The organism is Janthinobacterium sp. TPC_1 (assembly GCF_056037845.1).
On record NZ_CP195157.1, the window covers coordinates 4,949,239 to 4,972,682 of the forward strand.

At 61.5% G+C, this 23,444-nt stretch carries 21 protein-coding genes and 4 pseudogenes; 14 read left to right on the forward strand and 11 right to left on the reverse strand.

Features of this window, described 5'->3' with window-relative positions:
- Positions 1-19 precede the first annotated feature (19 nt).
- Positions 20-1,195: an EmrA/EmrK family multidrug efflux transporter periplasmic adaptor subunit gene (locus tag ACQVLG_RS24065; protein ID WP_474291303.1), complete on the forward strand. Its 1,176-nt coding sequence runs from the start codon at positions 20-22 to the stop codon at positions 1,193-1,195.
- 73 nt (positions 1,196-1,268) lie between these two features.
- Here ACQVLG_RS24065 and fusA read toward each other — a convergent pair whose 3' ends face one another.
- Positions 1,269-3,377: an elongation factor G gene (gene fusA / locus ACQVLG_RS24070; RefSeq protein WP_474291304.1), complete on the reverse strand. Its 2,109-nt coding sequence runs from the start codon at positions 3,375-3,377 to the stop codon at positions 1,269-1,271.
- Positions 3,378-3,661: 284 nt separating this feature from the next.
- Between fusA and ACQVLG_RS24075 the strand changes: the two genes are divergently transcribed.
- Together ACQVLG_RS24075 and ACQVLG_RS24080 are read left to right on the forward strand one after the other, a co-directional pair.
- Complete coding sequence (locus ACQVLG_RS24075) at positions 3,662-4,027, forward strand: hypothetical protein (protein ID WP_474291306.1); 366 nt, start codon at positions 3,662-3,664, stop codon at positions 4,025-4,027.
- A 20-nt stretch (positions 4,028-4,047) separates the two neighbouring features.
- Positions 4,048-4,782, forward strand: a complete 735-nt coding sequence (locus ACQVLG_RS24080; protein WP_474295783.1) for a phospholipase A — start codon at positions 4,048-4,050, stop codon at positions 4,780-4,782.
- Between the two features lie 64 nt (positions 4,783-4,846).
- Here the strand turns inward: ACQVLG_RS24080 and ACQVLG_RS24085 are convergent, their stop codons facing one another.
- The 5 genes from ACQVLG_RS24085 to ACQVLG_RS24105 all read right to left on the reverse strand — a co-directional run bounded on the left by ACQVLG_RS24085 (position 4,847) and on the right by ACQVLG_RS24105 (position 8,170).
- A complete protein-coding gene (locus ACQVLG_RS24085; RefSeq protein WP_070218341.1) occupies positions 4,847-5,044 on the reverse strand; it encodes a hypothetical protein in 198 nt (65 codons plus the stop codon).
- A 152-nt stretch (positions 5,045-5,196) separates the two neighbouring features.
- Complete coding sequence (locus ACQVLG_RS24090; protein ID WP_230537624.1) at positions 5,197-5,445, reverse strand: hypothetical protein; 249 nt, start codon at positions 5,443-5,445, stop codon at positions 5,197-5,199.
- 100 nt (positions 5,446-5,545) lie between these two features.
- Positions 5,546-6,469: a class I SAM-dependent methyltransferase gene (locus ACQVLG_RS24095; protein WP_474291308.1), complete on the reverse strand. Its 924-nt coding sequence runs from the start codon at positions 6,467-6,469 to the stop codon at positions 5,546-5,548.
- Between the two features lie 254 nt (positions 6,470-6,723).
- Positions 6,724-7,374 (reverse strand): ankyrin repeat domain-containing protein, encoded by a 651-nt coding sequence (locus tag ACQVLG_RS24100; protein WP_474291310.1) that lies wholly within the window; start codon positions 7,372-7,374, stop codon positions 6,724-6,726.
- Positions 7,375-7,390: 16 nt separating this feature from the next.
- The gene (locus ACQVLG_RS24105) at positions 7,391-8,170 is read right to left on the reverse strand and encodes a TatD family hydrolase (RefSeq protein WP_474291312.1); all 780 of its coding nucleotides are present in this window, start codon (positions 8,168-8,170) and stop codon (positions 7,391-7,393) included.
- A 316-nt stretch (positions 8,171-8,486) separates the two neighbouring features.
- Between ACQVLG_RS24105 and ACQVLG_RS24110 the strand changes: the two genes are divergently transcribed.
- Positions 8,487-9,158, forward strand: coding sequence for a hypothetical protein (locus tag ACQVLG_RS24110; protein ID WP_474291314.1), 672 nt, complete (start codon positions 8,487-8,489; stop codon positions 9,156-9,158).
- Positions 9,159-9,279: 121 nt separating this feature from the next.
- Here the strand turns inward: ACQVLG_RS24110 and ACQVLG_RS24115 are convergent, their stop codons facing one another.
- Positions 9,280-9,936 carry a hypothetical protein gene (locus ACQVLG_RS24115; RefSeq protein ID WP_474291316.1) on the reverse strand — a complete coding sequence of 219 codons (657 nt, stop codon included), beginning with the start codon at positions 9,934-9,936 and terminating at the stop codon, positions 9,280-9,282.
- Between the two features lie 68 nt (positions 9,937-10,004).
- Entirely contained in the window at positions 10,005-10,391 is a 387-nt protein-coding gene (locus ACQVLG_RS24120; RefSeq protein WP_474291318.1) for a VOC family protein, read from the reverse strand.
- Between the two features lie 152 nt (positions 10,392-10,543).
- Between ACQVLG_RS24120 and ACQVLG_RS24125 the strand changes: the two genes are divergently transcribed.
- Positions 10,544-10,903, forward strand: coding sequence for a hypothetical protein (locus ACQVLG_RS24125; protein WP_230537619.1), 360 nt, complete (start codon positions 10,544-10,546; stop codon positions 10,901-10,903).
- Positions 10,904-10,963: 60 nt separating this feature from the next.
- Here the strand turns inward: ACQVLG_RS24125 and ACQVLG_RS24130 are convergent.
- The 3 genes and pseudogenes from ACQVLG_RS24130 to mltG form a co-directional block, all read right to left on the reverse strand.
- Positions 10,964-11,994, reverse strand: a pseudogene (locus ACQVLG_RS24130) (DNA polymerase III subunit delta').
- 15 nt (positions 11,995-12,009) lie between these two features.
- Complete coding sequence (tmk, locus tag ACQVLG_RS24135; protein WP_474291321.1) at positions 12,010-12,651, reverse strand: dTMP kinase; 642 nt, start codon at positions 12,649-12,651, stop codon at positions 12,010-12,012.
- Positions 12,652-12,677: 26 nt separating this feature from the next.
- Complete coding sequence (mltG, locus tag ACQVLG_RS24140) at positions 12,678-13,664, reverse strand: endolytic transglycosylase MltG (protein ID WP_230537616.1); 987 nt, start codon at positions 13,662-13,664, stop codon at positions 12,678-12,680.
- Between the two features lie 310 nt (positions 13,665-13,974).
- Here mltG and ygfZ point away from each other — a divergent pair, with 310 nt between their 5' ends.
- From ygfZ to ACQVLG_RS24185, 9 genes and pseudogenes are all read left to right on the forward strand, one after another.
- Complete coding sequence (gene ygfZ / locus ACQVLG_RS24145; protein WP_474291323.1) at positions 13,975-14,958, forward strand: CAF17-like 4Fe-4S cluster assembly/insertion protein YgfZ; 984 nt, start codon at positions 13,975-13,977, stop codon at positions 14,956-14,958.
- 7 nt (positions 14,959-14,965) lie between these two features.
- Complete coding sequence (locus ACQVLG_RS24150) at positions 14,966-15,256, forward strand: DUF4936 family protein (RefSeq protein WP_474291325.1); 291 nt, start codon at positions 14,966-14,968, stop codon at positions 15,254-15,256.
- Positions 15,247-15,983 (forward strand): annotated as a pseudogene (locus ACQVLG_RS24155) (NRDE family protein). Before ACQVLG_RS24150 ends, ACQVLG_RS24155 begins: the two are co-directional and overlap by 10 nt.
- Before the next feature lie 213 nt (positions 15,984-16,196).
- On the forward strand, positions 16,197-17,204 hold the full coding sequence (locus tag ACQVLG_RS24160; RefSeq protein ID WP_474291327.1) for a LacI family DNA-binding transcriptional regulator: 1,008 nt from the start codon (positions 16,197-16,199) through the stop codon (positions 17,202-17,204).
- A 31-nt stretch (positions 17,205-17,235) separates the two neighbouring features.
- Positions 17,236-18,719, forward strand: a pseudogene (xylB, locus tag ACQVLG_RS24165) (xylulokinase).
- A 2-nt stretch (positions 18,720-18,721) separates the two neighbouring features.
- Positions 18,722-19,672 carry a transaldolase gene (gene tal, locus ACQVLG_RS24170; protein ID WP_474291329.1) on the forward strand — a complete coding sequence of 317 codons (951 nt, stop codon included), beginning with the start codon at positions 18,722-18,724 and terminating at the stop codon, positions 19,670-19,672.
- A 65-nt stretch (positions 19,673-19,737) separates the two neighbouring features.
- The gene (locus ACQVLG_RS24175) at positions 19,738-20,673 is read left to right on the forward strand and encodes an ABC transporter substrate-binding protein (RefSeq protein ID WP_121669532.1); all 936 of its coding nucleotides are present in this window, start codon (positions 19,738-19,740) and stop codon (positions 20,671-20,673) included.
- A gap of 77 nt (positions 20,674-20,750) precedes the next feature.
- Positions 20,751-22,249 (forward strand): annotated as a pseudogene (locus tag ACQVLG_RS24180) (sugar ABC transporter ATP-binding protein).
- Positions 22,250-22,409: 160 nt separating this feature from the next.
- Complete coding sequence (locus ACQVLG_RS24185; protein ID WP_099408562.1) at positions 22,410-23,420, forward strand: ABC transporter permease subunit; 1,011 nt, start codon at positions 22,410-22,412, stop codon at positions 23,418-23,420.
- Positions 23,421-23,444: the final 24 nt, after the last annotated feature.

The window sequence follows — 23,444 nt, forward strand, 5'->3', positions numbered from 1 at the left end:
ATCGATTACGGAACACATCATGAGCAGTGAAACCACAGCAAGCACCGCCTCCGCACCCACCGACAACCCCGGCAAGCGCAAGGCCGTCCTGATCGCCATCACGGCCGCCTTTGTCGTGGCGGGCGCGGCCTGGGCAGCTTATTATCAATTAGTGCTGGCCAGGGAAGAAGTCACGGACAACGCCTATGTGGGCGGCAACCTCGTCACGCTGTCCGCGCAAGTGACGGGCAATGTCGACGCCATCCGCGCCGACGAGACGCAAATGGTCAAGGCGGGCGACCCGCTGATCACGCTGAACGCCATCGATGCGGACCTGGCCCTGAGCCAGGCGCAGGCACGGCTGGGCAACGTCGTGCGCCAGGAGCGCGAACGCTATGCCAGCGTGGCGCAGTACGACGCCGTCATCGAGCAGCGCCGCCTGGCGCTGGCCACGGCGCAGGGCAACCTTTCTCGCCGCGCGCCGCTGGCGGCGGATCACACGATCTCGGGCGAAGACCTTGTCCATGCGAAACAGGCCGTCGATGACGCGAAAGCGGCCTTGATGGTGGCGCAGCGCCAGGCCGAATCCGCCAAATCGGGCGTGGCCGGCGTCAGCCTGGCCAGCCATCCGGCCGTGCTGTCGGCCCGTGGCGACATGCTGCAGGCGTGGCTGGCCGTGCGCCGCAACGCAGTCGTCGCGCCCGTCTCGGGCTATGTCGCCAAGCGCAGCGTGCAGCTGGGCACGCACGTGACGCCGGGCACGCCGCTGATGTCTATCGTGCCGCTCGATCAATTATGGGTCGATGCGAACTTCAAGGAGTCCGAATTGCGCAATATCCGTGTCGGCCAGGCGGCCACGATCGAAACGGATTTATATGGCAGCAAGGTGGTGTACCACGGCAAGGTGCTGGGCATGTCGGCCGGCACGGGCAGCGCGTTTTCGCTGTTGCCGGCGCAAAATGCCACGGGCAACTGGATCAAGGTGGTGCAGCGCGTGCCCGTGCGCATAACCCTGGACCCGAAGGAACTGGCCGCCCACCCGCTGCGCATCGGCCTGTCGACGACGGTGACGGTCGACACCAGCCACGGCGAAGGGGCAACGCTGGACCAGCCGATGGCGGCATCGACCGTCTACACGACCGAGGCGCTGAGCCAGCCCGTGGACGAGGCGGAGAAGATGGCGGACGCCATCATTGCGCAAAACCTCGCACACTAGACCCAACTGCGACGACTGGGGTCGTACCCTGCAGGGTACGACCCCGGCATTTGCCATTCGGGTTTGATGACATTTACTTCGCCTTCCCCGCCGCGGCCACCTGGTCCAGTATATGCTTGGGCACGGCCGCATAATGCTTGAATTCCATCGTGTACGTGGCGCGGCCCTGGGTCAATGAACGCAAGGTTGTCGAGTAACCGAACATTTCCGCCAGCGGCACCAGGGCCTTGACGATGCGCCCCGCGCCGCCGGGGATGTCGTCCACGCCCTGCACCATGCCCCGCCGGGCCGTCAAATCGCCCATGACGTTGCCCATGAATTCTTCCGGCGTTTCCGCCTCCACCTGCATCATCGGTTCCAGCAGCACGGGCGACGCTTTGCGCATGCCATCCTTGAAGGCGATGGAGCCGGCCATGCGAAAGGCGTTTTCATTCGAATCGACGTCGTGGTAGGAGCCGAACGTCAATGTCGCCTTGACGTCGACGACCGGGTAGCCGGCCAGCACGCCCGCTTTCAGGGTTTCGGCGATGCCCTTGTCGACGGCGGGAATGAATTCGCGCGGCACCACGCCGCCCTTGATGGCGTCGACGAACTGATAGCCCGTGCCCGGCTCCAGCGGTTCGAGTTTCAGCACCACGTGGCCGTACTGGCCCCGTCCGCCCGATTGCTTGACGAATTTGCCCTCGATATCGTCCACCGTGCGCGTGATGGTTTCGCGGTATGCCACCTGGGGCTTGCCCACGTTCGCTTCCACGCCGAATTCGCGCCGCATGCGGTCGACCAGAATTTCCAGGTGCAGTTCTCCCATGCCCGACATGATGGTCTGGCCCGATTCCTCGTCCGTATGCACCCTGAACGACGGGTCTTCCTGCGCCAGGCGGTTCAGGGCGATGCCCATCTTTTCCTGGTCCGGCTTGGTCTTCGGTTCGACGGCCTGGGAAATCACGGGTTCCGGGAAGATCATCTTTTCCAGCACGATGATGTGGTCGATGGCGCACAGGGTGTCGCCCGTGGTGACGGCTTTCAGGCCCACGGCGGCGGCGATGTCGCCCGCATACACTTCCTTGATTTCCTTGCGCTCGTTCGCATGCATCTGCAGGATGCGCCCCAGCCGCTCGCGCGCGCTCTTGGTGGGGTTGTAGACCATGTCGCCCGAGTTCACCACGCCCGAATACACGCGGAAGAAGGTCAATTGCCCCACGAACGGGTCCGTCATGATCTTGAAGGCCAGCGCGGAAAAATGCTCGTCGTCGGCCGGATGGCGCTCCACTTCCTTGTCGTGCTCGTCGTGGCCCATGATGGGCGGCACTTCCAGCGGCGACGGCAGGTATTCGATGACGGCGTCCAGCATCGCCTGCACGCCCTTGTTCTTGAAGGCGCTGCCGCACAGCATGGGCACGATTTCATTGCGGATGGTGCGCGCGCGCAAGGCCTGCTTGAGTTCCGCTTCCGTGAACGTGTCGCCATTCAGGTAGCGTTCCGTCATCTCCGTGCTGGCCTCGGCCGCGTGCTCGACCATATGCTCATGCCATTCCTGCGCCTGCGCCTGCAAGCTGGCGGGAATCTCGCCATAGCTGAACTGCACGCCCTGGCTGGCGTCGTCCCAGGTGATGGCGCGCATTTTCAGCAAGTCGATGACGCCCGTGAAGTGCTCTTCCGCGCCGATGGGCAGCTGGATGGGCACGGCCACGCCCTTCAGGCGCTCGGCAATCTGCTTGCGCACGCGCAAGAAATCCGCGCCCACCCGGTCCATCTTGTTGATGAAGGCGATGCGTGGCACGTGGTATTTGTTGGCCTGGCGCCAGACGGTTTCCGATTGCGGCTGCACGCCGCCGACGGCGTCATAGACCATCACGGCGCCGTCGAGCACGCGCATCGAGCGCTCGACCTCGATCGTAAAATCCACGTGGCCGGGCGTGTCGATGATGTTGATGCGGTGTTCGGGGAAGTTGCCGGCCATGCCTTTCCAGAAGGCCGTGGTGGCGGCCGAGGTGATGGTGATGCCCCGTTCCTGCTCCTGCTCCATCCAGTCCATGGTGGCGGCGCCATTGTGCACTTCGCCGATCTTGTGATTGACCCCCGTATAAAACAGGATGCGCTCGGTGGTGGTGGTCTTGCCGGCGTCGATATGGGCGCTGATGCCAATGTTGCGGTAGCGCTCGATAGGTGTTTTGCGGGTCATCACAATCTCCATGGCTAGCCCGGCACGCCAGTGTTTGCACCGGTTTTCCAGTGTAGCAGACATCGATTTGGACGGCACGGGGGACTAGTTTTTACCATGCGTACAACACTGTTCCCCCCGCGCACGGCTGGCGCACGGGGCAATCGAGGTATTCCGCTATACTTTCAAAACTATTAATCCAACAAAGATTAATCAGGATCAAGACGCACGGTGATTTATCGTGCAAGGCGACGCCGCCGGCATGCAGCCCAGGTGCGCACCGAATGACATGCCCCACTCAGCCTATGACCATCCAACTAAGAAAAATAATCCTCTCCTCCCTGCTGGCGTCGCCAGCGCTGGCCATGGCCGGCGAACTGGAACAGCAAATGCAGCGTTGCGCCGTGCTCGGTGACGCCAGCGCCCGCCTGGGCTGCTTCGACACCCTGGCCAAGGCGGCGGAAAAAGCCACCATCGCCGCTGGCGGCGACCCTGCCACGGCTGCCGTCACCCTGGCAGCAGCCGCCGAGGTCGCCCCCCTCACGTTTGTCAGCCCGCCGGGCGTGGCTACGCCGGACGCCGTCAACGCCGCCATTCCCGCCATCGCGCAGGCTGGCGCGCGGCGCCGCCGGAAGCACCGATTTCGCGCACCCAGCAATCGTGGGAACTGAACGACGCCTCGAAGCGCGGCCTGTTCAACTTCCGCCCGCACCGCGACACTTATTTGCTGCTGGCCAATTACAGCGACGCCTCGAACGATGAACCATTCCAGGATTTCACGCCGGGCGGCATCAAGAGCCAGCATGTGGAACTGACCTTCCAGCTGAGCTTCAAGATGAAGCTGCTGGAAGACATCGCCGGCACGCCCATCGACATGTGGTTCGGCTATACGCAGCAAAGTTTCTGGCAGGCGTATAACCGCAAGGCATCAAGCCCCTTCCGCGAGACCAATTACCAGCCGGAACTGATGCTGATCTTGCCGATCAACAAGAATTTCGCGGGCCTGGAATTCAATTACCTGAACCTGGGCCTGGTGCACCAGTCGAATGGCCAGACCTCGACCCTGTCGCGCAGCTGGAACCGCGTGTATGCGGAACTGGGCGTGGAAAAAGACAACCTGGCGATCACGGGCCGCGTCTGGCACCGCCTCGACAATAGCGCGACCGACAATGACAATATCGACATCACCGATTACATGGGCCATGGCGACTTGCGCGTAAGCTACCGCAACAAGGGGCACGAGTATGCCGTGACGGCGCGCCGCAATTTCAGCAAGAAGCATGGTTCCATGCAGGCCAGCTGGGCTTTCCCATTGAAAGCCAACCTGAAAGGCTATCTGCAACTGTTTTCCGGCTATGGCCAGAGCTTGATCGACTACAACTATTCGCAAAAGTCGATCGGCGCCGGTTTCATGGTCGACCTGTAAGCGGCACAGCAAACAAAAATGGCGCCGAGGGCGCCATTTTTTATGGGAAATCCAGAAATCCAGTTCAGTGCCGCCCGCCGCCCAGCACGCGGGCCGGCAGCATGACGATGGCGCGCAGCAATTCGAACACGCCTTCCACGCCGATGCCGATCAAACGGAATGGCAGCAACAGCAGCCAGGCCAGCGGATACAGCACGAGCGCCAGCAAGGCCAGGGGCCAGCACACCAGCAAGAGCAGCAGCCACAGCACGAATCCCAGCATCGCGTTCCCCCTCAAATGAAATGTGCGGAGCAAGCCGTGCTTGCCCCGCTACCGTGACACCACTATAGTAACGCGCCGCCACGGCGGCAACGGCCATGCGATGAACTGCACAATGCGGGGATGAACGGTGCAAAAACGGGAATGGACGGGGCTTACTGGCCGACGCAAATCACTTTCGTGACGTATTCATGCGCATTCGGCTTCTTGTTGGCGGCCCATTTGATGGCCTGGTTGGCCTCTTCGATGGTCAGGATGGAGGCCTTGTCCTTCGACTTGATGAAGGATACGCCTTCAAACACGCCTTCCTTGCTGCGCATTACCTTGGCAAACACGGGCGGTTTGGTCTCGCCGTCGCTGATTTTATTCTGTTGCACGAGGTAACGCTGATCGATCTGTTCCATGATAGTAAAACTGTCCAGTGGGTAAAAGACGGAATATACCCTGAATGGACAAACGCCGCAGGACGAAATCGCTGCGGCGTTGCCTTTACATCAATGATACTCAGGCGTAGACGGCGTTCTGCGTGGCAGGCTGCAGGTTGACGTCATAGATGACCTGCGCGCGGATCGACGCTTCCAGCGAAGGGATCGAGCCACCCGCGCGGTACTGGAAGCTCACTTGCAGCACGTCGCCCGCCTTCACGGCCACCGGCGTGGCCAGCGGCAAGCACATGTAATGGTTCAGCCAGTCGATGGTGGACGAGCGCTCGGGCACCACGGCCAGGATGTTCTTGGTGACGAAACGCAGGGCATTCAAGGTGCCGCTGCGCTCGACGACGAACTTGCCGTCGAAACCGAACACGCTGTCCGTCGGCTGGCTGAAGTCGATGATGCTGTAGACGGACGGCGGCGCCAGTTCCAGCACGCCCGGATGGATGGCCGTGGTTTCCTGGAATTGCACGATGGGCGCATAAAAGCCCTCGAAATCGTATTCCTGCTGCATCGGCTGCACGGCCATGATGACGGCTTCGGGCAGGAAGATGGGCAACGGGCCGCCGAAGCGGGCCAGGTAGCGGCGCTTGAACGATTCGATCACTTCCACCTGCTTTTCGCGCAGCATGCCGACATGGATCATTTCGCAGATGACCACGTCGACGGGCTCGGGCGGCAGGTATTCGAAGGCGTCCGCGTGGACGACTTCCACCTTTTCACCGTTGGGATTGAGCGCCAGCATCTTGCGCGCTTCCTTGACCATGTCCGGATTGAACTCCACGCACCAGACCTTGTCGGCGCGCGCGGCCGCAAACCACGACAGCACGCCCGTGCCGCCGCCCAGCTCCAGTACCTTCATGCCGGGTTTCACCGCGTAATCGATCGCCGACTTGAACCCGTGCATGCGGTTCTGGTCCATCAACATATTGTGGTGGTAATGGACGGGGATAAATTGCCCCAGGTAACAACTCTCGATTTCTCGTTCATTCAGCATGTCTGTCCTCTTGGAGTCTGGCTCCGATGGCCGATCGGTTTTGTCATTCCAGAAAGCAGTGATATCGCACGGGCTGCGCGCGGGGCGGCGACAATACAGCCGGCGCCTGACGGTGGTGGAATGGCCCATGCGAAAAATCTCCTGATTAATGCGACACGATCATTATCGTTAATCGCCAGGGAGAACAAAGGGCTGAGGTGAGAGGCAATTCCATGCCAGTTTTGGCGCTGGCATGAAAAATATTAATACAAAGACTACTTTCTGGCAGCGCGCGCCTTTTGCGCCGCTTCGATGATGGCAACCACGCCCGGCTTGTCGCCGGCCTGGGCAAACTGCACGGCCGTCCAGCCATGGTCGCTCTTCAGGCTGGCGTCCGCGCCCCAGGACAGCAGCAGCTTGACGGCGCCCTCCTGCCCTTCGCGGGCGGCAAACATCAGCGGCGTGATATTGGCAGGCGCGCGCGCGTCGACCATGGCGTCGCGGTCGAGCAATATCTTCACGATGGGCAAGTCACCGGCCGAGGCCGCGTAGTGGAGCGCCGTCCAGCCGCTCTGGTTGACCTTGGCGCCCTTGGCCAGCAAGGCGTTCACCGCGTCCAGCTTGTGTTTATATGCGGCCATCATCAGCGCCGTGTTGCCGTTGGCCGAACGGGCCTCGATATCGATGCCGGGGGCGTCGAGCAGCAGCTTGAATACCTTGTCCGCATCGTCGCGCAAGGCCAGCACCAGCGGTATGTCGCCCCGCTGCGCATCGGGCTGGTTCGGATTCATGCCGTCAGCCAGCATGCTGCGCACGCCGCTGTCGTTGTTGACGGAGACGGCGCGGAAGAAGGCGTCCGGTTCCGGCGCCGCGTAGCTGCTGCCAGCGCAGCACAGCAGCATCGCCAGCGCGAGTTTTTTCATCATAGTCAACCTTAAGAAGTTACGGCAACTGATTGAATAACTTGAAGAAATTATCCGTCGTCTGTTTCGCTACCTGATCCAGCGGGATGCCTTTCAGGGTCGACAGGTACTCGGCCACGTGGGCCACATAGCCCGGTTCGTTCATGCGGCCGCGGAACGGCACGGGCGCCAGGTAGGGCGAATCCGTCTCGATGAGGATGCGCTCGAGCGGCACTTCCAGCGCCACGGCCTGCAAATCCCTGGCGCTCTTGAACGTGACGATGCCGGAAAACGAAATATAGAAACCCATGTCGATGGCGGCGCGCGCCACTTCCAGGGATTCCGTAAAGCAATGCATGACGCCGGCCACGCCGCCATCGGCCACGCCCGCGCCCTCTTCGCGCATGATGCGTATCGTGTCTTCGCTGGCCGCCCGTGTGTGGATAATCAAGGGTTTACGGGTGATTCTTGAAGCTTTGATATGCGTGCGGAAACGCTCGCGCTGCCATTCGAGGTCGCCCGTCAGGCGGAAATAGTCGAGGCCAGTCTCGCCGATGGCGATGATCTTCGGGTGGTCGGCCAGCCGAACCAGGTCTTCCACGGACGGTTCAGGCGTGTCCTCGTAATCGGGGTGGACGCCGACGGAAGCAAAGATGTGCGGATACTGTTCTGCCAGGGCCAGCACCTGCGGGAAGTCCGGCAGGTCGACGGACACGCACAAGGCATGGGTCACCTTGTTCTCGGCCATCTTGGCGAGAATCTCGGGCATGCGAGCAGCCAGCTCGGGGAAATTGATATGGCAATGGGAATCGATATACATAAGGTGGGATTGTACCGGAGGGAGCGGAATCTGGCAGGGAGGGAGAAGGAAACCCCTGCAATGGCATCGATATGTCGCTTGCCGGCCGGTAGATTATCGGATTTGGGCAGCAGTTTACCCTAAAAGAGAAAAATACGCAGCTAGGGAAGTATAAATTATTTCAGCATTTGAGAAATCACACCTTACAATAAAAAATCATACTAGCAATTTTCAAAAATCTTAAATCACTCAGATTCTTAATGTACTTGAGAAAATGTTTTGCAGTTCAAGAATTATTGCATTACACTGAATGCCTAAATTTTACTTTTTTAATATCATGCCTAACCCCATCCTGCAACACGATACTCAAAAATCTCTCATAACAGCGACGACAGCGTCATCGACTGCCGCAATGGCAAGCAAAACAGAAGATAAGATGGCCAGCTCTAAGCCCATAGTTACTGCGGAAATAAGAGTCCCTTCTCAGCCGATTGAGATAAAGATCGACACGCCAACTGATTATATTTCTGCAGTACTGACGCCCCTCGTTGTTGCAATATCAGCCGTTCTAATAGCATGGCTAAATCAAAAAAATGCTATTAGGAGCACAGAGGCACTACAAAAGCTTCAGCTTCGTAGTACTACAGCAAATTTCCGACAAGCATGGTCGACAGATTTTCGGACATTTTGTGCAGAGTATATCGGCTCCGTCACTCAACTTTATCTTAAAAATATAGATGACACTAACTTCTTAGTATCACCTGCAGCAAATGAGCTACATACCAGCAAGACCACTGCTCGGGCCTCAATAAGAATGATGTTAGACAAGAGCAAGCCTTACACTACTGAAATATTGGCAATTATGGATGATGTCGAGGATGCTCTATTCGATGCGCATCCGATCGAGCCTAAATCGCCCTTACCATACCTCACAAAGTTTGTAGATAAAGCACAGCAAGTCCGTGAACTTGCGTGGAGCGATATTAAGAGGGACTTACACCACGAATAATGCCATGCAACTTCGGGTGGAAGCACCCTGTCTTTCATTTTTTTGATAGTCCTATTATGCAAGAAAGCGTGAAAGAAAAATTAAAACAACCGATATGATAGTGGAACACCTTGCATAGCCCTCAGGGCCCTGCAATAAAATTCAAAAGTGTCACACCAATCGGTGAGGTGCAACTCTGCGACAATCCACTGCCGCTCATTGTTGAATTTAGTCCTTCGACACTCACTAAGCCTCGAACATACAAGTCTTTCCACAATTGGTTATATAATGTTTTTTGTCCACGCAGTGACGGAATATTATCTTCCAAAACATTAGCAAGACTACCAATAGAAATACCATCCGGTGCGACTGGAGACTGAGCAAACGCAAGAATTCGAAAATGCATTTCTGAAAATTCATCAATGAACCTTAACAGAAGATGTTGGAGCACCTCCTCCGGCGCATCCCCGGTCGCAATATGAATAATTGCATTTTTGAGGGCATCTAATTTTATTTGCTGATGAGTACGAATGGCCGCAGATGAAGCATACATAACGGCGGTTATAAATTGGTCATTTTCCTGCAATTTCGAGATATCCACCCCATTCTCTTCCAGTTCAAGAAGCCTCTTACCTACTTGCTCCATCCAAGCGGTTCGGCGACGCTCTAAAGGGGGCTGGACTAATAATTGGAAGATTTCGACCGCAGGCCCTCCTACAATTGGAACGACAGAAAGCCCAGCCTTAACTAGAGCATGGGCGACGTCACCTTTTGAAGATTCAGGTACATCCACTGACATAACATTCCTTTCCATCTTCAAAATTAGCGCGACGTCCGATTGTCGCCGCAGCCAACCTCAGTCCTCACCTACTGTCCCTCCGGCGGCTGCCACAGCTCCACCTTGTTGCCCTCGGGATCGATGACCCAGCCGAACTGGCCATATTCGGAATCGGGCACCTTTTCCAGCACGTTGCAGCCCTCGTCGCGCAGGGCTTGCAGCAGCGCGTCGAGGTCGTCGACGCGGTAGTTGATCATGAAGGAGGCCTTGCCGGGTGCGAATTGCTCGCTGTCCCTGGCCGCGACGGACCAGATGGTGGTGCCGGCGCTGGGTTTGCCGTCGGCGTCCGTCCAGGTGAAGGCGGCGCCGCCCCACGGCTGCACGTCCAGGCCCAGGTGGCGCTGATACCAGGCGCGCAGGGCGGCCGGGTCTTGCGCGTGGAAAAAGATGCCGCCAATGCCAGTGACTCGTTTCATGCACGCCTCCGTTGCTGTCCAATTCCTTGACTGTAACACCGGGCCCGGGAGGTGGCAATCAGACATGGACGATAGGCAAAACCGTTATCAAGATGTATAGTTGCTTGCCGGCGCGCAGCCATGGGGCGGCGTGCGGATACCTGGAGTGTTGCATGTTGAAAGTTGCCCGTCCCCTGATACTGACACTGCTGGCCTGTCTGGCGCAGACGGCGCATGCCCAGGACAAGCGCGACCTGCCCAAGCCTGCCGCCGATGCGGGCCTGTGCCAGCCCGTCTGCGCCTCGGCGCGCCAGGATTGCCGCGCGCAGGCGCAAGGCGCGACGGAAAACGATAGCAGCCCCATCTTGTCGATGAAGCCCAGCAGCAATCCCTACGTCGCGGCCGGCAGGAATGTCGACGCGCAAGCGGAGCAGCTGCGCCCCACCGAAGCCCAGGCCTTCCGCGCCCGGCGCGCCGAACGCCAGCAAGCGTGCGAAGTGCAGTACCGCAGCTGCACGCGCGCCTGCGGCTAAGTTCCCAGCGCGCCAAGAACCAGACAATCCGGATTAACTTGGCGATGCAAGTACTTGATTTTATTGGCAGCTTGATGCGTAGTCGAGCAACATGTCTTCCAGGAACAGCTTGGGCGACAAGGGGTGCTCGGCAATCGCGCGGCGCTCGTTCGCGGCCTTGATGGCGGCCATCAGACGGCTGACGTTGATGCGGCCTGCCAGCGCTTCCAGCTCGCGCCGGTGGCGCGGGTAGTAGCGGATGGTGCCGGACAGCTTGACGGAAAACACGTCGTACAGCCAGCGCTGCAAGGAGGCCACCAGCGGCGCCAGCGGCGCCTTCTGCAATTTGTCGGCCGCCTTCAGGGCCGCTTCCACGCCCGGATTGGCCAGCACTTGCAGCAATTGTTCCGTTTCCTCGCGGCCACCCGATTCGGACTGGGCCAGCGCAGCCAGCGGCGCGCCGCCCTGCTCGCGCAGCCAGCTGTCCGCATCGTTCAAGCCTTGGGCCTTGAGCCAGGTCAAGGCTTGCTCGTGGCTGGGCATGGGCAAGGCAAATTTCCTGCAGCGCGACAAGATCGTCGGCAGCAAACGGTCCGGCTGCTGTTCGATGCCAGCAGGAACAAGGTGCCCGGCGGCGGCTCTTCCAGGGTTTTCAGCAAGGCATTTGATGCGGGCGTGTTGAGCGCCTCGGCCGGGTACAGCACCACCACGCGCAAGCCTTGCCGGTGCGTGGAAATGTTCATGAAGTCGGCCAGGTTGCGGATCTGCTCGATCTTGATGTCTTTCGACGGCGTCTTGCTCTTGGCGCTTTTCTTCGCGCCCTCGCCCTCTTCGCCGTCGTCGGCCACCTCGTCTTCCAGCGCTTCCGGCCGCACGCGGCGGTAATCGGGATGGTTGCCCTGGCTAAACCAGCCGCACGAGGCGCAGGCGCCGCAGGCATGGCCGTCGGCGCGCACGTCTTCGCACAGCAAGGCTTGCGCGAAATGCTCGATGAAGTCGGCCTTGCCGATGCCTTGCGCGCCATGGAACAAAATGGCGTGCGGCATGCGCGGGCGCAAGGCTTGCAACTGCTGCCAGGCGTCCTGTTGCCACGGATAGAGAGAACTGGTCATATTATTCTTTGTCAATCAACGTGTTGCAACACTTTTCTCAAGCAATACATCAAGCAGCTTTGCCAGCTGCACCTGGATCTCGGCAATGCTTTGCGTGGAATCGATGATGCGGAAACGTTCGGGGAACTGCGCGGCGCGGCGCAGGTATTCGTTGCGCGTGGCGGCAAAGAAGTCCGATCGCTCCTGCTCGAACTTGTCGAGTTCGCGCGTGGAGTCCAGGCGGGCACGGGCAACCTCCAGGGGCACGTCGAACAGGAACGTCAGGTCTGGCTGCAGGTGCGGATGCACCCACGCTTCCAGTTGCTCCATCTTGCGCAAGTCCATGCCGCGCCCGCCACCCTGGTAGGCGAAGCTGGCATCGGTAAAGCGGTCGGAAATGACCCACTCGCCCCGCGCCAAAGCGGGGGCGATGACTTGCGCGATGTGTTCGCGGCGGCTGGCGAACATCAGCAGGGCTTCAGTTTCCAGGTGCATCTTTTCATGCAGCAGCAGTTCGCGCAGCTTTTCGCCCAGGCTGGTGCCGCCCGGTTCGCGCGACGAGACGAGGCTTACGCTCCGCTGTCGCAGGTAGTCGGTCACAAAGCCGATATGCGTCGACTTGCCCGCGCCATCGATGCCTTCGAAGGTGATGAAGCGCGGTTGATAGTGTTGTGTCATGAAACTTCTTACTTAATCAGGTGAAATTACCGCTGGTACTGGTTCACGGCGCGGTTATGGTCGGGCAGGTTGGCCGAAAACTGGCTGGTGCCGTCGCCGCGCGCGACGAAATACAGCGCCTGCGTGCGCGCCGGGGCCAGCGCCGCCGTCAGCGATTGCGCGCCAGCCAGGGCAATCGGCGTGGGCGGCAAGCCGCCGCGCGTGTAGGTATTGTACGGGGTGTCCGCTTCCAGGTCGCGTTTGCGGATCTTGCCCTGGTAGTTGTCGCCCATGCCATAGATCACGGTCGGGTCCGTCTGCAGCAGCATGCCGGTCTTGAGGCGGTTGACGAACACGCCGGCGATCATGGCCCGCTCGGATTTCTGTCCCGTCTCCTTTTCCACGATGGACGCCATGATCAGCGCCTCGTACGGGTTTTTATACGGCAAGGCCGGATCGCGCTTGTCCCACGCTTCGGACAGGCGGCCGATCATGGCCGCGTGCGCCTGCCTGAAAATCTGCATTTCGCTGGCGCCCTTGGCGAACAGATAGGTGTCCGGGAAGAACAAGCCTTCCGGCAGCACATATTCCGGACTGATCTTCGCCATCAGTTCCTTGTCGGACAAGCCCACGGTGTCGTGCTTGAGGCCGGGATGGCTGGCCATGGCCATGCGCATCTGCCTGAAGGTCCAGCCTTCGATGATGGTCAGCGACTCTTGCGCGAACTCGCCGCGGGCCAGCTGCGTGATCAGGCGCTGCGGCGTCGTGCCCGGCTTCAGCTCGTAGGAACCGGCCTTGATCTTCGAGGTCTTGCCTTCGATGCGCGCCAGCATGTTGAACAGGATGGGCACGATGGGCACGCCCGCGTCCGCGATCTGCTGGCCGGCCGCATGGGCGCCGCTGCCGGGCGCGATCGTAAACGGGATCGCTTCGCCTTCCGTGGTGATGGGCTGCTGCGCCCAGTACACAAAAGTACCACCGACGCCGATGGCGGCGATGACCGAGCTGACTACAAGTTTTTTAAAGAAAGCCATTGTTCCGATTCTTGTGATGCGGACGCTGATGGCCAACGTCCGCTTGTTATGATCGTTCATTTGTGAAGCAAGTGCGCGGAAAGCGGCGCCAACACTGGCAATCTTGCCGCTGCCGACGCAATCTGCGCGACATCACTATAATGAACCCGTAATGATAATGCTTAATCGCTGATCTAATGGAAATTATGAATAACTGGAATCAATTTTTAACCGCCCAAGGCGCCCGCCCCGCTGCCATCGATGGCGCGCCTGACGGCACCTCCCCCATCGCCGCCGTCCCTATTGCCGATTTCGGCCAGTCCCTGACAGTGTGTCCCAGCTACAAGACGGTTTTGTCGCGGCCATCACGGACCAGGGCTTGATCGGCCTGAACGGCGACGAGGCGGCCAGTTTCCTGCATGGCCAGCTGACCAACGACGTGGAACACCTGAACCAGGAGCAAGTACGCCTGGCCGGTTACTGCACGCCGAAAGGCCGCCTGCTGGCCAGTTTCCTGATGTGGCGCAACGCCACCACCATTTATCTGCAACTGCCGCGCGCCATACAGCCGGCCATCCAGAAGCGGCTGCAAATGTTCGTGCTGCGCGCCAAGGCCAAGCTGCACGATGCATCGTTTGATGCAGCGAACCAGGTCGTCCTGGGCCTCGGCGGCACGCAAGCCGGCGCGGCCCTGTCCGCTTGGTTCCCCGCCCTGCCCGCCGCGCCGTTCAGCAAGGTCGAGCACGCGCTGGGCACCCTGCTGCGCGTGGCCGATGCCTTCGGCAGCGCCCGCTATCAATGGCTGACGTCGGCCGCCACGGCGCGCGACGTGTGGCCGCAATTGGCGGAAAAACTGGCCAAGGGCGGCAATGACGCCTGGCAACTGTCCGAGATCCACGCGGGCATCCCGCAAATCACGGCCGCCACGCAAGAGCAATTCGTGCCGCAGATGGTCAATTTCGAGCTGCTGGGCGGCGTCAATTTCAAGAAAGGCTGCTACCCGGGCCAGGAAATCGTCGCGCGCAGCCAGTACCTGGGCAAGCTCAAGCGCCGCACCACCCTCGTCAGCATCGCCGATGCATCCGTCGTGGCCGGCGGCGAACTGTTTGCCGTCAGCGACCCCGAGCAGCCTTGCGGCATGGTCGTCAACGCGGCGCCGAACGGCGTGGGCGGCATCGACGCCCTCGTCGAAATGAAGCTGGGGGCAATCGAAGAAGGTTCAAGCGCCGCCGGCGCCGTGCGCTACGGCTCGGCCCAGGGTGCGGCCGTGCAGTTCCTGCCCATGCCTTACGTGCTCGACGCACTCGACTTGTGAGAATGCCATGAAAGATTTGTACATTTATTATCAGGTCAAGGAAGAGCACGCCCAGGCGCTGGAAGCCCGGGTGCGCGCCTTGCAGGCGAAACTGGCGGCCGCGTCCGGCGTGGCGCCGCAGCTGAAGCGCCGTCCCGAGGCCAAGGATGGCTTGCAGACGTGGATGGAAATCTATCCCGTCGTCGGCGAAGGCTTTGCGGACTTGCTGGCCAGCGCGGCCGATGAGGCGGGCTTGCTGTCATTGACGGCCGGCGCGCGCCATACGGAAGTGTTCATGGATTTGCCCCCATGTGCCTGATCGTTTTTGCCTGGAAAGTCAATCCGCACATCCCGCTGATTGCCGCCGCCAACCGCGACGAATTCTACGAACGCGCCAGCGCCCCCGCCGGGGCCTGGCCCGAACACCCGCAAGTGTATGCGGGCCGCGACCTGCAGGCGGGCGGCAGCTGGATGGGCATCACCCAGGCCGGCAGCGGCAGCTCGCGCTTTGCCGCCATCACGAATATCCGCAGCCCGCAAGACGCAACCCGGACGCCCCCTCGCGCGGCGCCCTCGTGGCCGACTACCTGGCCGGCAATATGTCGCCGCAAGACTACATCGCGCAAATCCGTCCCGGCTGCAAAGCCTACAACGGTTTCAACCTGGTGCTGGGCGACGCGGACACCCTGATCTGGTTTTCCAACCGGGGCGACGGCGATGCGCGCAATGGCCAGCCCTTGGAGCCGGGCATCTACGGCCTGTCGAACGCCCTGCTCGACGCGCCGTGGCCGAAGGTGCTGAAGACCAAGGCCCAGTTCGCCAGCCTGCTGTGCCAGGGCGCACCCGACGAAGCGTACTTTGACATGCTGGCCGACACCACGCGCGCACCGGACTTCCGCTTGCCGGACACGGGCGTGCCGCTCGACCTCGAGCGCGTGCTGTCCGCCGTCTGCATCGAAACGCCCGGCTACGGCACGCGCACCTCCACCGTCGTGAAACTGTTCCCGGACTCTCCCGGCGAATTGCACGAGCTGGTGATTCAGTAGGTCAATACTGGGGTCTGGCCCGCCGGGTCAGACCCCATGCACCACCGTCTCCCCTCTCCGCTTCACCCTCGCTTGTCTCCCTAAAAAATTGGCGCGCACAAAAAAGAAAGCGCTTGCGCAAGCGCTTTCTTTTGTTTACGATAGATTCCAACGTGGCGACACAGCCGCACACTATCGCAGCACACAATAAGAATAAAACCATCAGGAGACACCATGGCCACCATGGAAGATGTAGCGCGGGCGGCGGACGTATCGCTGTCGACCGTTTCGCACGTACTCAACGGCACCCGCAAGGTCAGCCCGAAAACCGTCGCCGCCGTCAACGCGGCCATGCAGCAGATCGGCTATGTGCCGAACATGCTGGCGCGCGCGCTGGCCGGTTCCTCGTCGGGCACCATCGGCGTGGCCATTTCCGCCTTCACCAATCATTACTTCAGCGAAACCGTGCGCGCCATCGAGGCGGCCTGCACGCGCCATGGCTTGATGATGCTGTTTTCCGATACGCATGACGATCCCGAGCAGGAACTCAAGGTGGTGCAGAACTTGCACCAGCGCCGCGTCGACGGCATCGTGCTGGCACCGTCGGGCGATGCGCACAACCGCGCCCTCGACTACTTGACCAGCAACAAGATAGCCTCCGTGCTGGTCGACCGCATGTCGCCCCAGCCTTTCGACCAGGTGGGCGTGGAAAACATCGAGGCGACGGCCGAACTGGTCAGCCACTTGATCGCGGCCCACGGCCACCGCCGCATCGGCTTCATCAGCGGCGCACCGGGCCTGTCGACGACGGACGAGCGTATCGACGGCTACCGCCTGGCCTTGCAGCGCGCCAACATCGCGTTTGACCCGGACCTGCTGCGCTCGGGCGATTCGAACCTGGAGCGCAGCGGCGCGGCCACGCGCGAACTGCTGGCCCTGCCCGCCGGACAGCGCCCGACGGCCATCGTAGCCGGCAATAACCTGATGACCATCGGCACCATGCACGCCTTGCGCGATGCACACATTGCGGTACCGCAAGACGTGGCGCTGGCCGGCTTCGATGATTTCGACTGGGCCGACTACTTCAGCCCCCGCCTGACCGTGATGGCGCAGCCGCTCGAAGAGCTGGGCGCCATGGCCGTCGACCTGTTGATCGACCGTATCGCCAACCCGGGCCGCGCCCAGCACGTGCAGCGCTTGTCGCCGACCTTGCGCGTGCGAAATTCCTGCGGCTGCCCCTGACCTTTCACTGTAAATCAACATGCATCCAGCGATTTCCCTCGGTATCGACCTCGGTACCTCCGAACTGAAAACCGTGCTGATGGACGGCACCGGCGCCGTGCGCGGCCAGGCGTCCGTGCGCATCGATACCAGCCGCCCGCAGCCGGGCTGGTCCGAACAGGCGCCGCAAGACTGGTGGGCCGCCTGCGTCAACGCCTTGACCCAGCTGCGCGCCGGCTGGCCGCAGGACTATGCGCACATTGCCTGCATCGGCCTGTCGGGCCAGATGCATGGCCCGTGCTGCTCGACAGCAACGATGGCGTGATCCGCCCCGCCATCCTGTGGAACGATGCACGCGCCGAAGCTGAAGCGGCGAAGCTGGCGCGCGACTATCCCGCCTACCCGGACGTGACGGGCAGCCTGCCCATGGCGGGCCTGACGGCGCCAAAACTGCTGTGGCTGCAAAAGCATGAGCCAGCCGCCTTTGCCGCCATCGCCTGCCTGCTGTCGCCGAAAGACTATCTGCGCCTGCGCTTGACGGGGATCAAACTGACGGACATGTCCGACGCGGCCGGCACCCTGTGGCTGGACGAGGCCGCTCGCGCCTGGTACGCCCCCATGCTGGCCGCCTGCGGCCTGACGCCGGATCAGATGCCGGCGCTGGCCGAAGGCGACGCGGCCACGGGCACGGTGCTGCCCGCCGTCGCCGGCCAGCTCGGTTTACCTGCGGACGTGGTGGTGGCGGGCGGCGGCGGCGATAATCCCGTCTCGGCCGTGGGCATCGGCGCCGTCAACGGCGGCGACAGTTTCATTTCGCTCGGTACCAGCGCCGCCATCGTGTCCGTCACCGACAAGCCGCTGGGCAACCCGGCCGGCGGCGTGCACAGCTTTTGCCACGCCCTGCCCGGCCGCTGGTATGCGATGGGCGCGATCCTGTCGGGCGCCAGCTGTCTGCGCTGGGCCACTGGCGTGCTGGGCCAGCCCGACGAGGCCGCCCTGCTGGCGCTGGTGGAAAGCGCCCTGCCGCTCGACGCGCCCGTCGCGCCATCCGCGCCCTTGTTCCTGCCCTACCTGTCGGGCGAGCGCACGCCGCATAACGACCCGCAGGTGCGCGGCGCCTTTTTGCAGCTGGGCCACGACAGCACGCCGGCGCAGCTCGGTTACGCCGTGCTCGAAGGCGTGGCCTTTGCCTTGCGCGACGCCATGGCGGCCGTGATCTCGACGGGTGCCGTCGTTCCCCACTGCATGCTGGTGGGCGGCGGCGCGCGCAGCCAGTACTGGGCGCAATTGCTGGCCAATGTGCTGGGACGCGAAATGCGCACCCTGCACAACAGCGAACTGTCGGCCAGCCTCGGTGCGGCCAAGCTGGGCTTTGCCGCCATCGGCCAGCGCCAGCTGCTGTCCACCGGCTTGCCCATCAAAAACACTTTCCTGCCCGATGCCGCGCACAGCGCAGCCTTGAGCATCCGTTACGGCCGCTACCGTAGCCTGTTTCCAGCCGTGCAAGCTCTGCACCAACTCAGTGATAAGGAATAGCAATGAATCAGCTGCAACAATTGAAGCAACACAGCACCGTCGTCGCCGACACGGGCGACTTTTTGCAACTGGCGCGTTTCGCGCCGCAAGACGCCACCACCAATCCGTCGCTGATTTTAAAAGCCGTGCTGCAGCCCGATTACGCGCCCTTGCTGGAAAGCACGGTTGCCGTACATAAAGCGGCGTCGCTCGACGATATCGTCGACCAGGTGCTGGTGCGTTTCGGCCTGGAAATCTTGAAAGTGGTGCCGGGCCGTGTGTCGACGGAAGTCGATGCCCGCCTGAGCTTTGACCGCGACGCCACCGTCGCCCGCGGACGCCGCCTGATCGCCCTGTACGAGCAGGCTGGAGTAAAACGCGAGCGCGTGCTGATCAAGGTCGCCGCCACCTGGGAAGGCATCCAGGCCGCGCGCGAACTGGAAAAAGATGGCATTTTTTGCAACCTGACCCTGCTGTTCGCGTTTTGCCAGGCCGTCGCCTGCGCCGATGCGAAAGTACGGCTGATTTCGCCATTCGTGGGCCGCATCTACGACTGGCATAAAAAATCGCTGGGCGCGGCATGGGACGAAGCGGCGCGCAGCCTGTCCAACGATCCAGGCGTGCAATCGGTCACGCGCATCTTTAATTACTACAAGCAACATGGCATCGCCACGCAAGTGATGGGCGCCAGCTTCCGCAACGTGGGGCAGATCACGGCCCTGTCCGGCTGCGACTTGCTGACCATCAGCCCGGACTTGCTGGCCAAGCTGGAAACGGCCGACGCGCCATTCGAGCGCGCGCTGGGCGGCGACCTGGGCGCGGCGCAGCCGGCCGTCACCTACGACGAAGCGGCTTTCCGCTACGCCTTGAACGACGATGCGATGGCGACCGAAAAGCTGGCCGAAGGCATCCGCGGCTTTGCCGTCGATGCGGGCAAGCTCGATGCCATGATCGATAAATTACGCAGCCAATAAGTTTGCACCCGGTTTTTCACCCGTAGCACCGTTTGTTTTTACAATAAAAACCCTTGGAGATCCTCATGAAAAAAGTCATTACCGCCACCCTGCTGCTGTCCGCCGCCTGCGGCGCCTTTGCCGCCGACAAACCGCTGAAATCAATCGGCGTGAGCGTGGGCGACCTGGCCAACCCGTTCTTCGTGGCCATCGGCCGCGGCGCGGAAGAAAGCGCGAAAAAGCTCGGCGGCCCCGGCGTGAAAGTCACGACTGTTTCCAGCAAGTATGACCTGAACACCCAGGTGGACCAGATCGAAAACTTTATCGCCAACAAGACCGACATCATCATCCTGAACGCCGTCGATTCCAAAGGCATCGCGCCGGCCATCAAGAAAGCGCGCAATGCGGGCGTGGTCGTGATCGCCGTCGACGTGGGCGCCGTGGGCGCTTCGGCCACCGTGATGTCCGACAACACCATGGCGGGCGACGTCTCGTGCGCCTACCTGGCCAAGCAGATCGGCGGCAAGGGCAATGTGGTGATCCTCAACGGCCCACCGGTCACGTCCGTGATCGACCGCGTCAACGGCTGCAAGAAGACCCTGGCCGCCTTCAAGGACATAAAAATCCTGTCCGACAACCAGAACGCGGGCGGCAGCCGCGACGGCGGCATGACCGTGATGTCGAACCTGCTGACGGCCCATCCAAAGATCGACGGCGTGTTCGCCATCAACGATCCGACCGGTATCGGCGCCGAACTGGCGATCAAGCAATCGAAACGCACGGACGTCAAACTGATCACGGCCGTCGATGGCGCGCCCGATGGCCAGAACGCCCTGAAAAACAAGGCCGGCCTGTTTGCCGCCACCTCGGCGCAAAACCCGTACCGCATGGCCACCGATGCCGTGCAGATGGGCTACGACATCATGAACGGCCGCACGCCGAAGCAAACCATGGTGCTGTTGCCGACCCCGGCCATCACCAAGGAAAACGTCGCCACCTACACGGGCTGGGTGAAGAACTGATCTGCCTGACCTGAACCACGCGGCGCCGCCAGCCTGCGGGCAGGCGGCGCCAGTTTCACCAGCAAGGAAGGACAGTCATGAGCGACGATATTATTTTTGAAATGCGCGGCATCGAGAAGCGCTTTGGCGCCACGCGCGCGCTGCGCGGCGTGCACCTGACGGTGCGCAGCGGCGAAATCCATGCCGTGATGGGCGAAAACGGCGCCGGCAAGAGCACCCTGATGAAAATCCTGTCGGGCGTGTACACGCCGGACGCCGGTGAGATCATCCTCGACGGCAAGCCGATTCGCATCCGCAACCCGGGCGAGGCCCGCGCGCTCGGCATCAACCTGATTTACCAGGAACTGAGCGTAGCCAGGAACATGACGGTGGCGCAGAACGTCTTCATGGGCAGCGAACCGCAAGGACCGTTCTGGACCGTCAAGGGCGGCGAGATGCGCGCGCGCACGAATGCCATCCTGGCCGACCTCGGCTCCCGCTTCGACGCCGATACCATGGTCTCGACCCTGTCGATCGCCGAGCAGCAGCAGGTGGAAATCGCCCGCGCCCTCGTGCACGAAAGCCGCATCCTGATCATGGACGAGCCCACTGCCGCCCTGTCCGACCGGGAAACCGAACAATTGTTCCGCATCATCGAAGAACAGCGCGACAAGGGCCTGGCCGTGCTCTACATCAGCCACCGCATGGCCGAGGTGGAACGCCTGGCGCGCCGCATCACGGTGCTGCGCGACGGCGCCTATGTGGGCGAACTGGGCAAGGATGAGCTGGATCAAAAGAAAGTCGTGCAAATGATGGTGGGCCCCCCGCCGACGACTTTTATTCGCACCAGCGCCGCACGACGCGGGGCGCCGAGCGCCTGCGCGTGGCAAACGTGGGCGGCGGCAAGGTCAAGCCCGCCTCGTTCAGCCTGCATGCGGGCGAAGTGACGGGTCTTGCCGGCCTCGTCGGTGCGGGCCGCACGGAACTGGCGCGCCTGATCTTTGGCGCCGACAAGAAACAATCGGGGCAAGTATGGCTCGACGGCCAGGAAGTGCACATCCAGCGGCCGCTGGCGGCGATTCGCCACGGCATCGGCTACCTGCCGGAAGACCGCAAGAGCCTGGGCCTGTTCATGCAATTGTCGGCCATGGAAAACATGTCGATGAATATCCTGTCCAAGCATGCAACGGCGGGCGTGGTCAACCGTGGCGCCCTGACCCAGCTCACGCGCGAGGCGATTGCCAACCTGAACGTCAAGGTCTCCGGCCCGGCCGGCATCGTGGGGGGACTCTCTGGCGGCAACCAGCAGAAAGTCTTGCTGGCGCGCTGGCTGGCCATCGCGCCCAAGGTCCTGATCCTCGACGAACCGACGCGGGGCGTGGACGTGGGCGCGAAGAGCGAAATCTACAAGATCATCCACCAGCTGGCGGACGCGGGCACGGCCGTGCTGTGCATTTCCAGCGAACTGGCCGAGCTGGTCGGCATCTGCGACCGCGTGATGGTGATGTGCGAAGGACGCCTGACGGGCGAAGTGACGGGCGACGATATCACGCAGGAAAACATCCTTGCCTATGCCACCCAACTGGAAGCGGCATAAAAACACCTATCAAAACCTACTGCGCGTCGCGGGTCGCGGTTTCCGATGCTCACTGTGCATTCGCACAGTTCCGCGTCTCAACCACAACCCACTTCCGCTCGCTACGGTTTTGTTAGGCGTTTTAAGAATACGCCTTAAATAATCATTCAGGAGACTCATGATGACAACTAGTACCACCCGCGGCGCCGCGCGCGCCGGCGAACCCTTCAATGCCTCGAACCTGATGCGCCGCCTGGGCATGTTGCCCGTGCTGGTCGTGCTGTACCTGGCCATGTACGGCCTGACCGTGTATTTCTCGGCCGACGGCACGTCGACGTTCATGACCAGCAACAACACCATGAACATCTTCCGCCAGGTGTCGATCAACATCGTGCTGGCGTCCGGCATGACTTTCGTCATCCTGACCAGCGGCATCGACCTGTCCGTCGGCTCCGTGCTGGCCGTCTCGGCCGTGGCAGGCATGCTGATGTCGCTGTCGGCCCAGTTCGCCGGCTTTTCGATTCCCGCCTTCCTCATCGTCGGCCTGCTGCTGGGCGCTCTGAATGGCGTGCTGGTGGCCCTCGTCGGCCTGAACCCCTTCGTCGTGACCCTGGGCACCATGACGGCCTTGCGCGGCGCCGCCTACCTGCTGGCGGACGGCACCAGCGTGCTGAACACGGAAATCCCCAGCTTCGAATGGATGGGCAACGGCAGCTTCCTGGCCGTGCCCTGGCTGATCTGGCTGGCGGCCGCCGTCGTCGTACTGACGTGGTTTATTTTGCGCAAGACCACCCTGGGCCTGCATATCTACGCCGTCGGCGGCAATATCCAGGCGGCCCGTTTGACAGGGATCAAAGTCGGTCTCGTGTTGATGTTTGTCTACACGATCAGCGGCCTGTTTGCGGGCCTGGGCGGCGCCATGTCGGCCAGCCGCCTGTACGCGGCCAACGGCAACTGGGGTACCGGTTATGAACTCGATGCCATCGCGGCAGTCGTGCTCGGCGGCACCAGCCTGATGGGCGGCGTCGGTTCCGTCTGGGGCACCGTCATCGGCGCCTTGATCATCGGCGTGATGAACAATGGCTTGACGATCCTGGGGCTGTCGTCGTTCTGGCAGTATGTGGCCAAGGGCGTCGTGATCGTTTTAGCAGTCATTCTGGATAAATGGCGCCAGTCGCACGCGCAGAACTGAACCCTTAAGCCATGAACTGCCGGG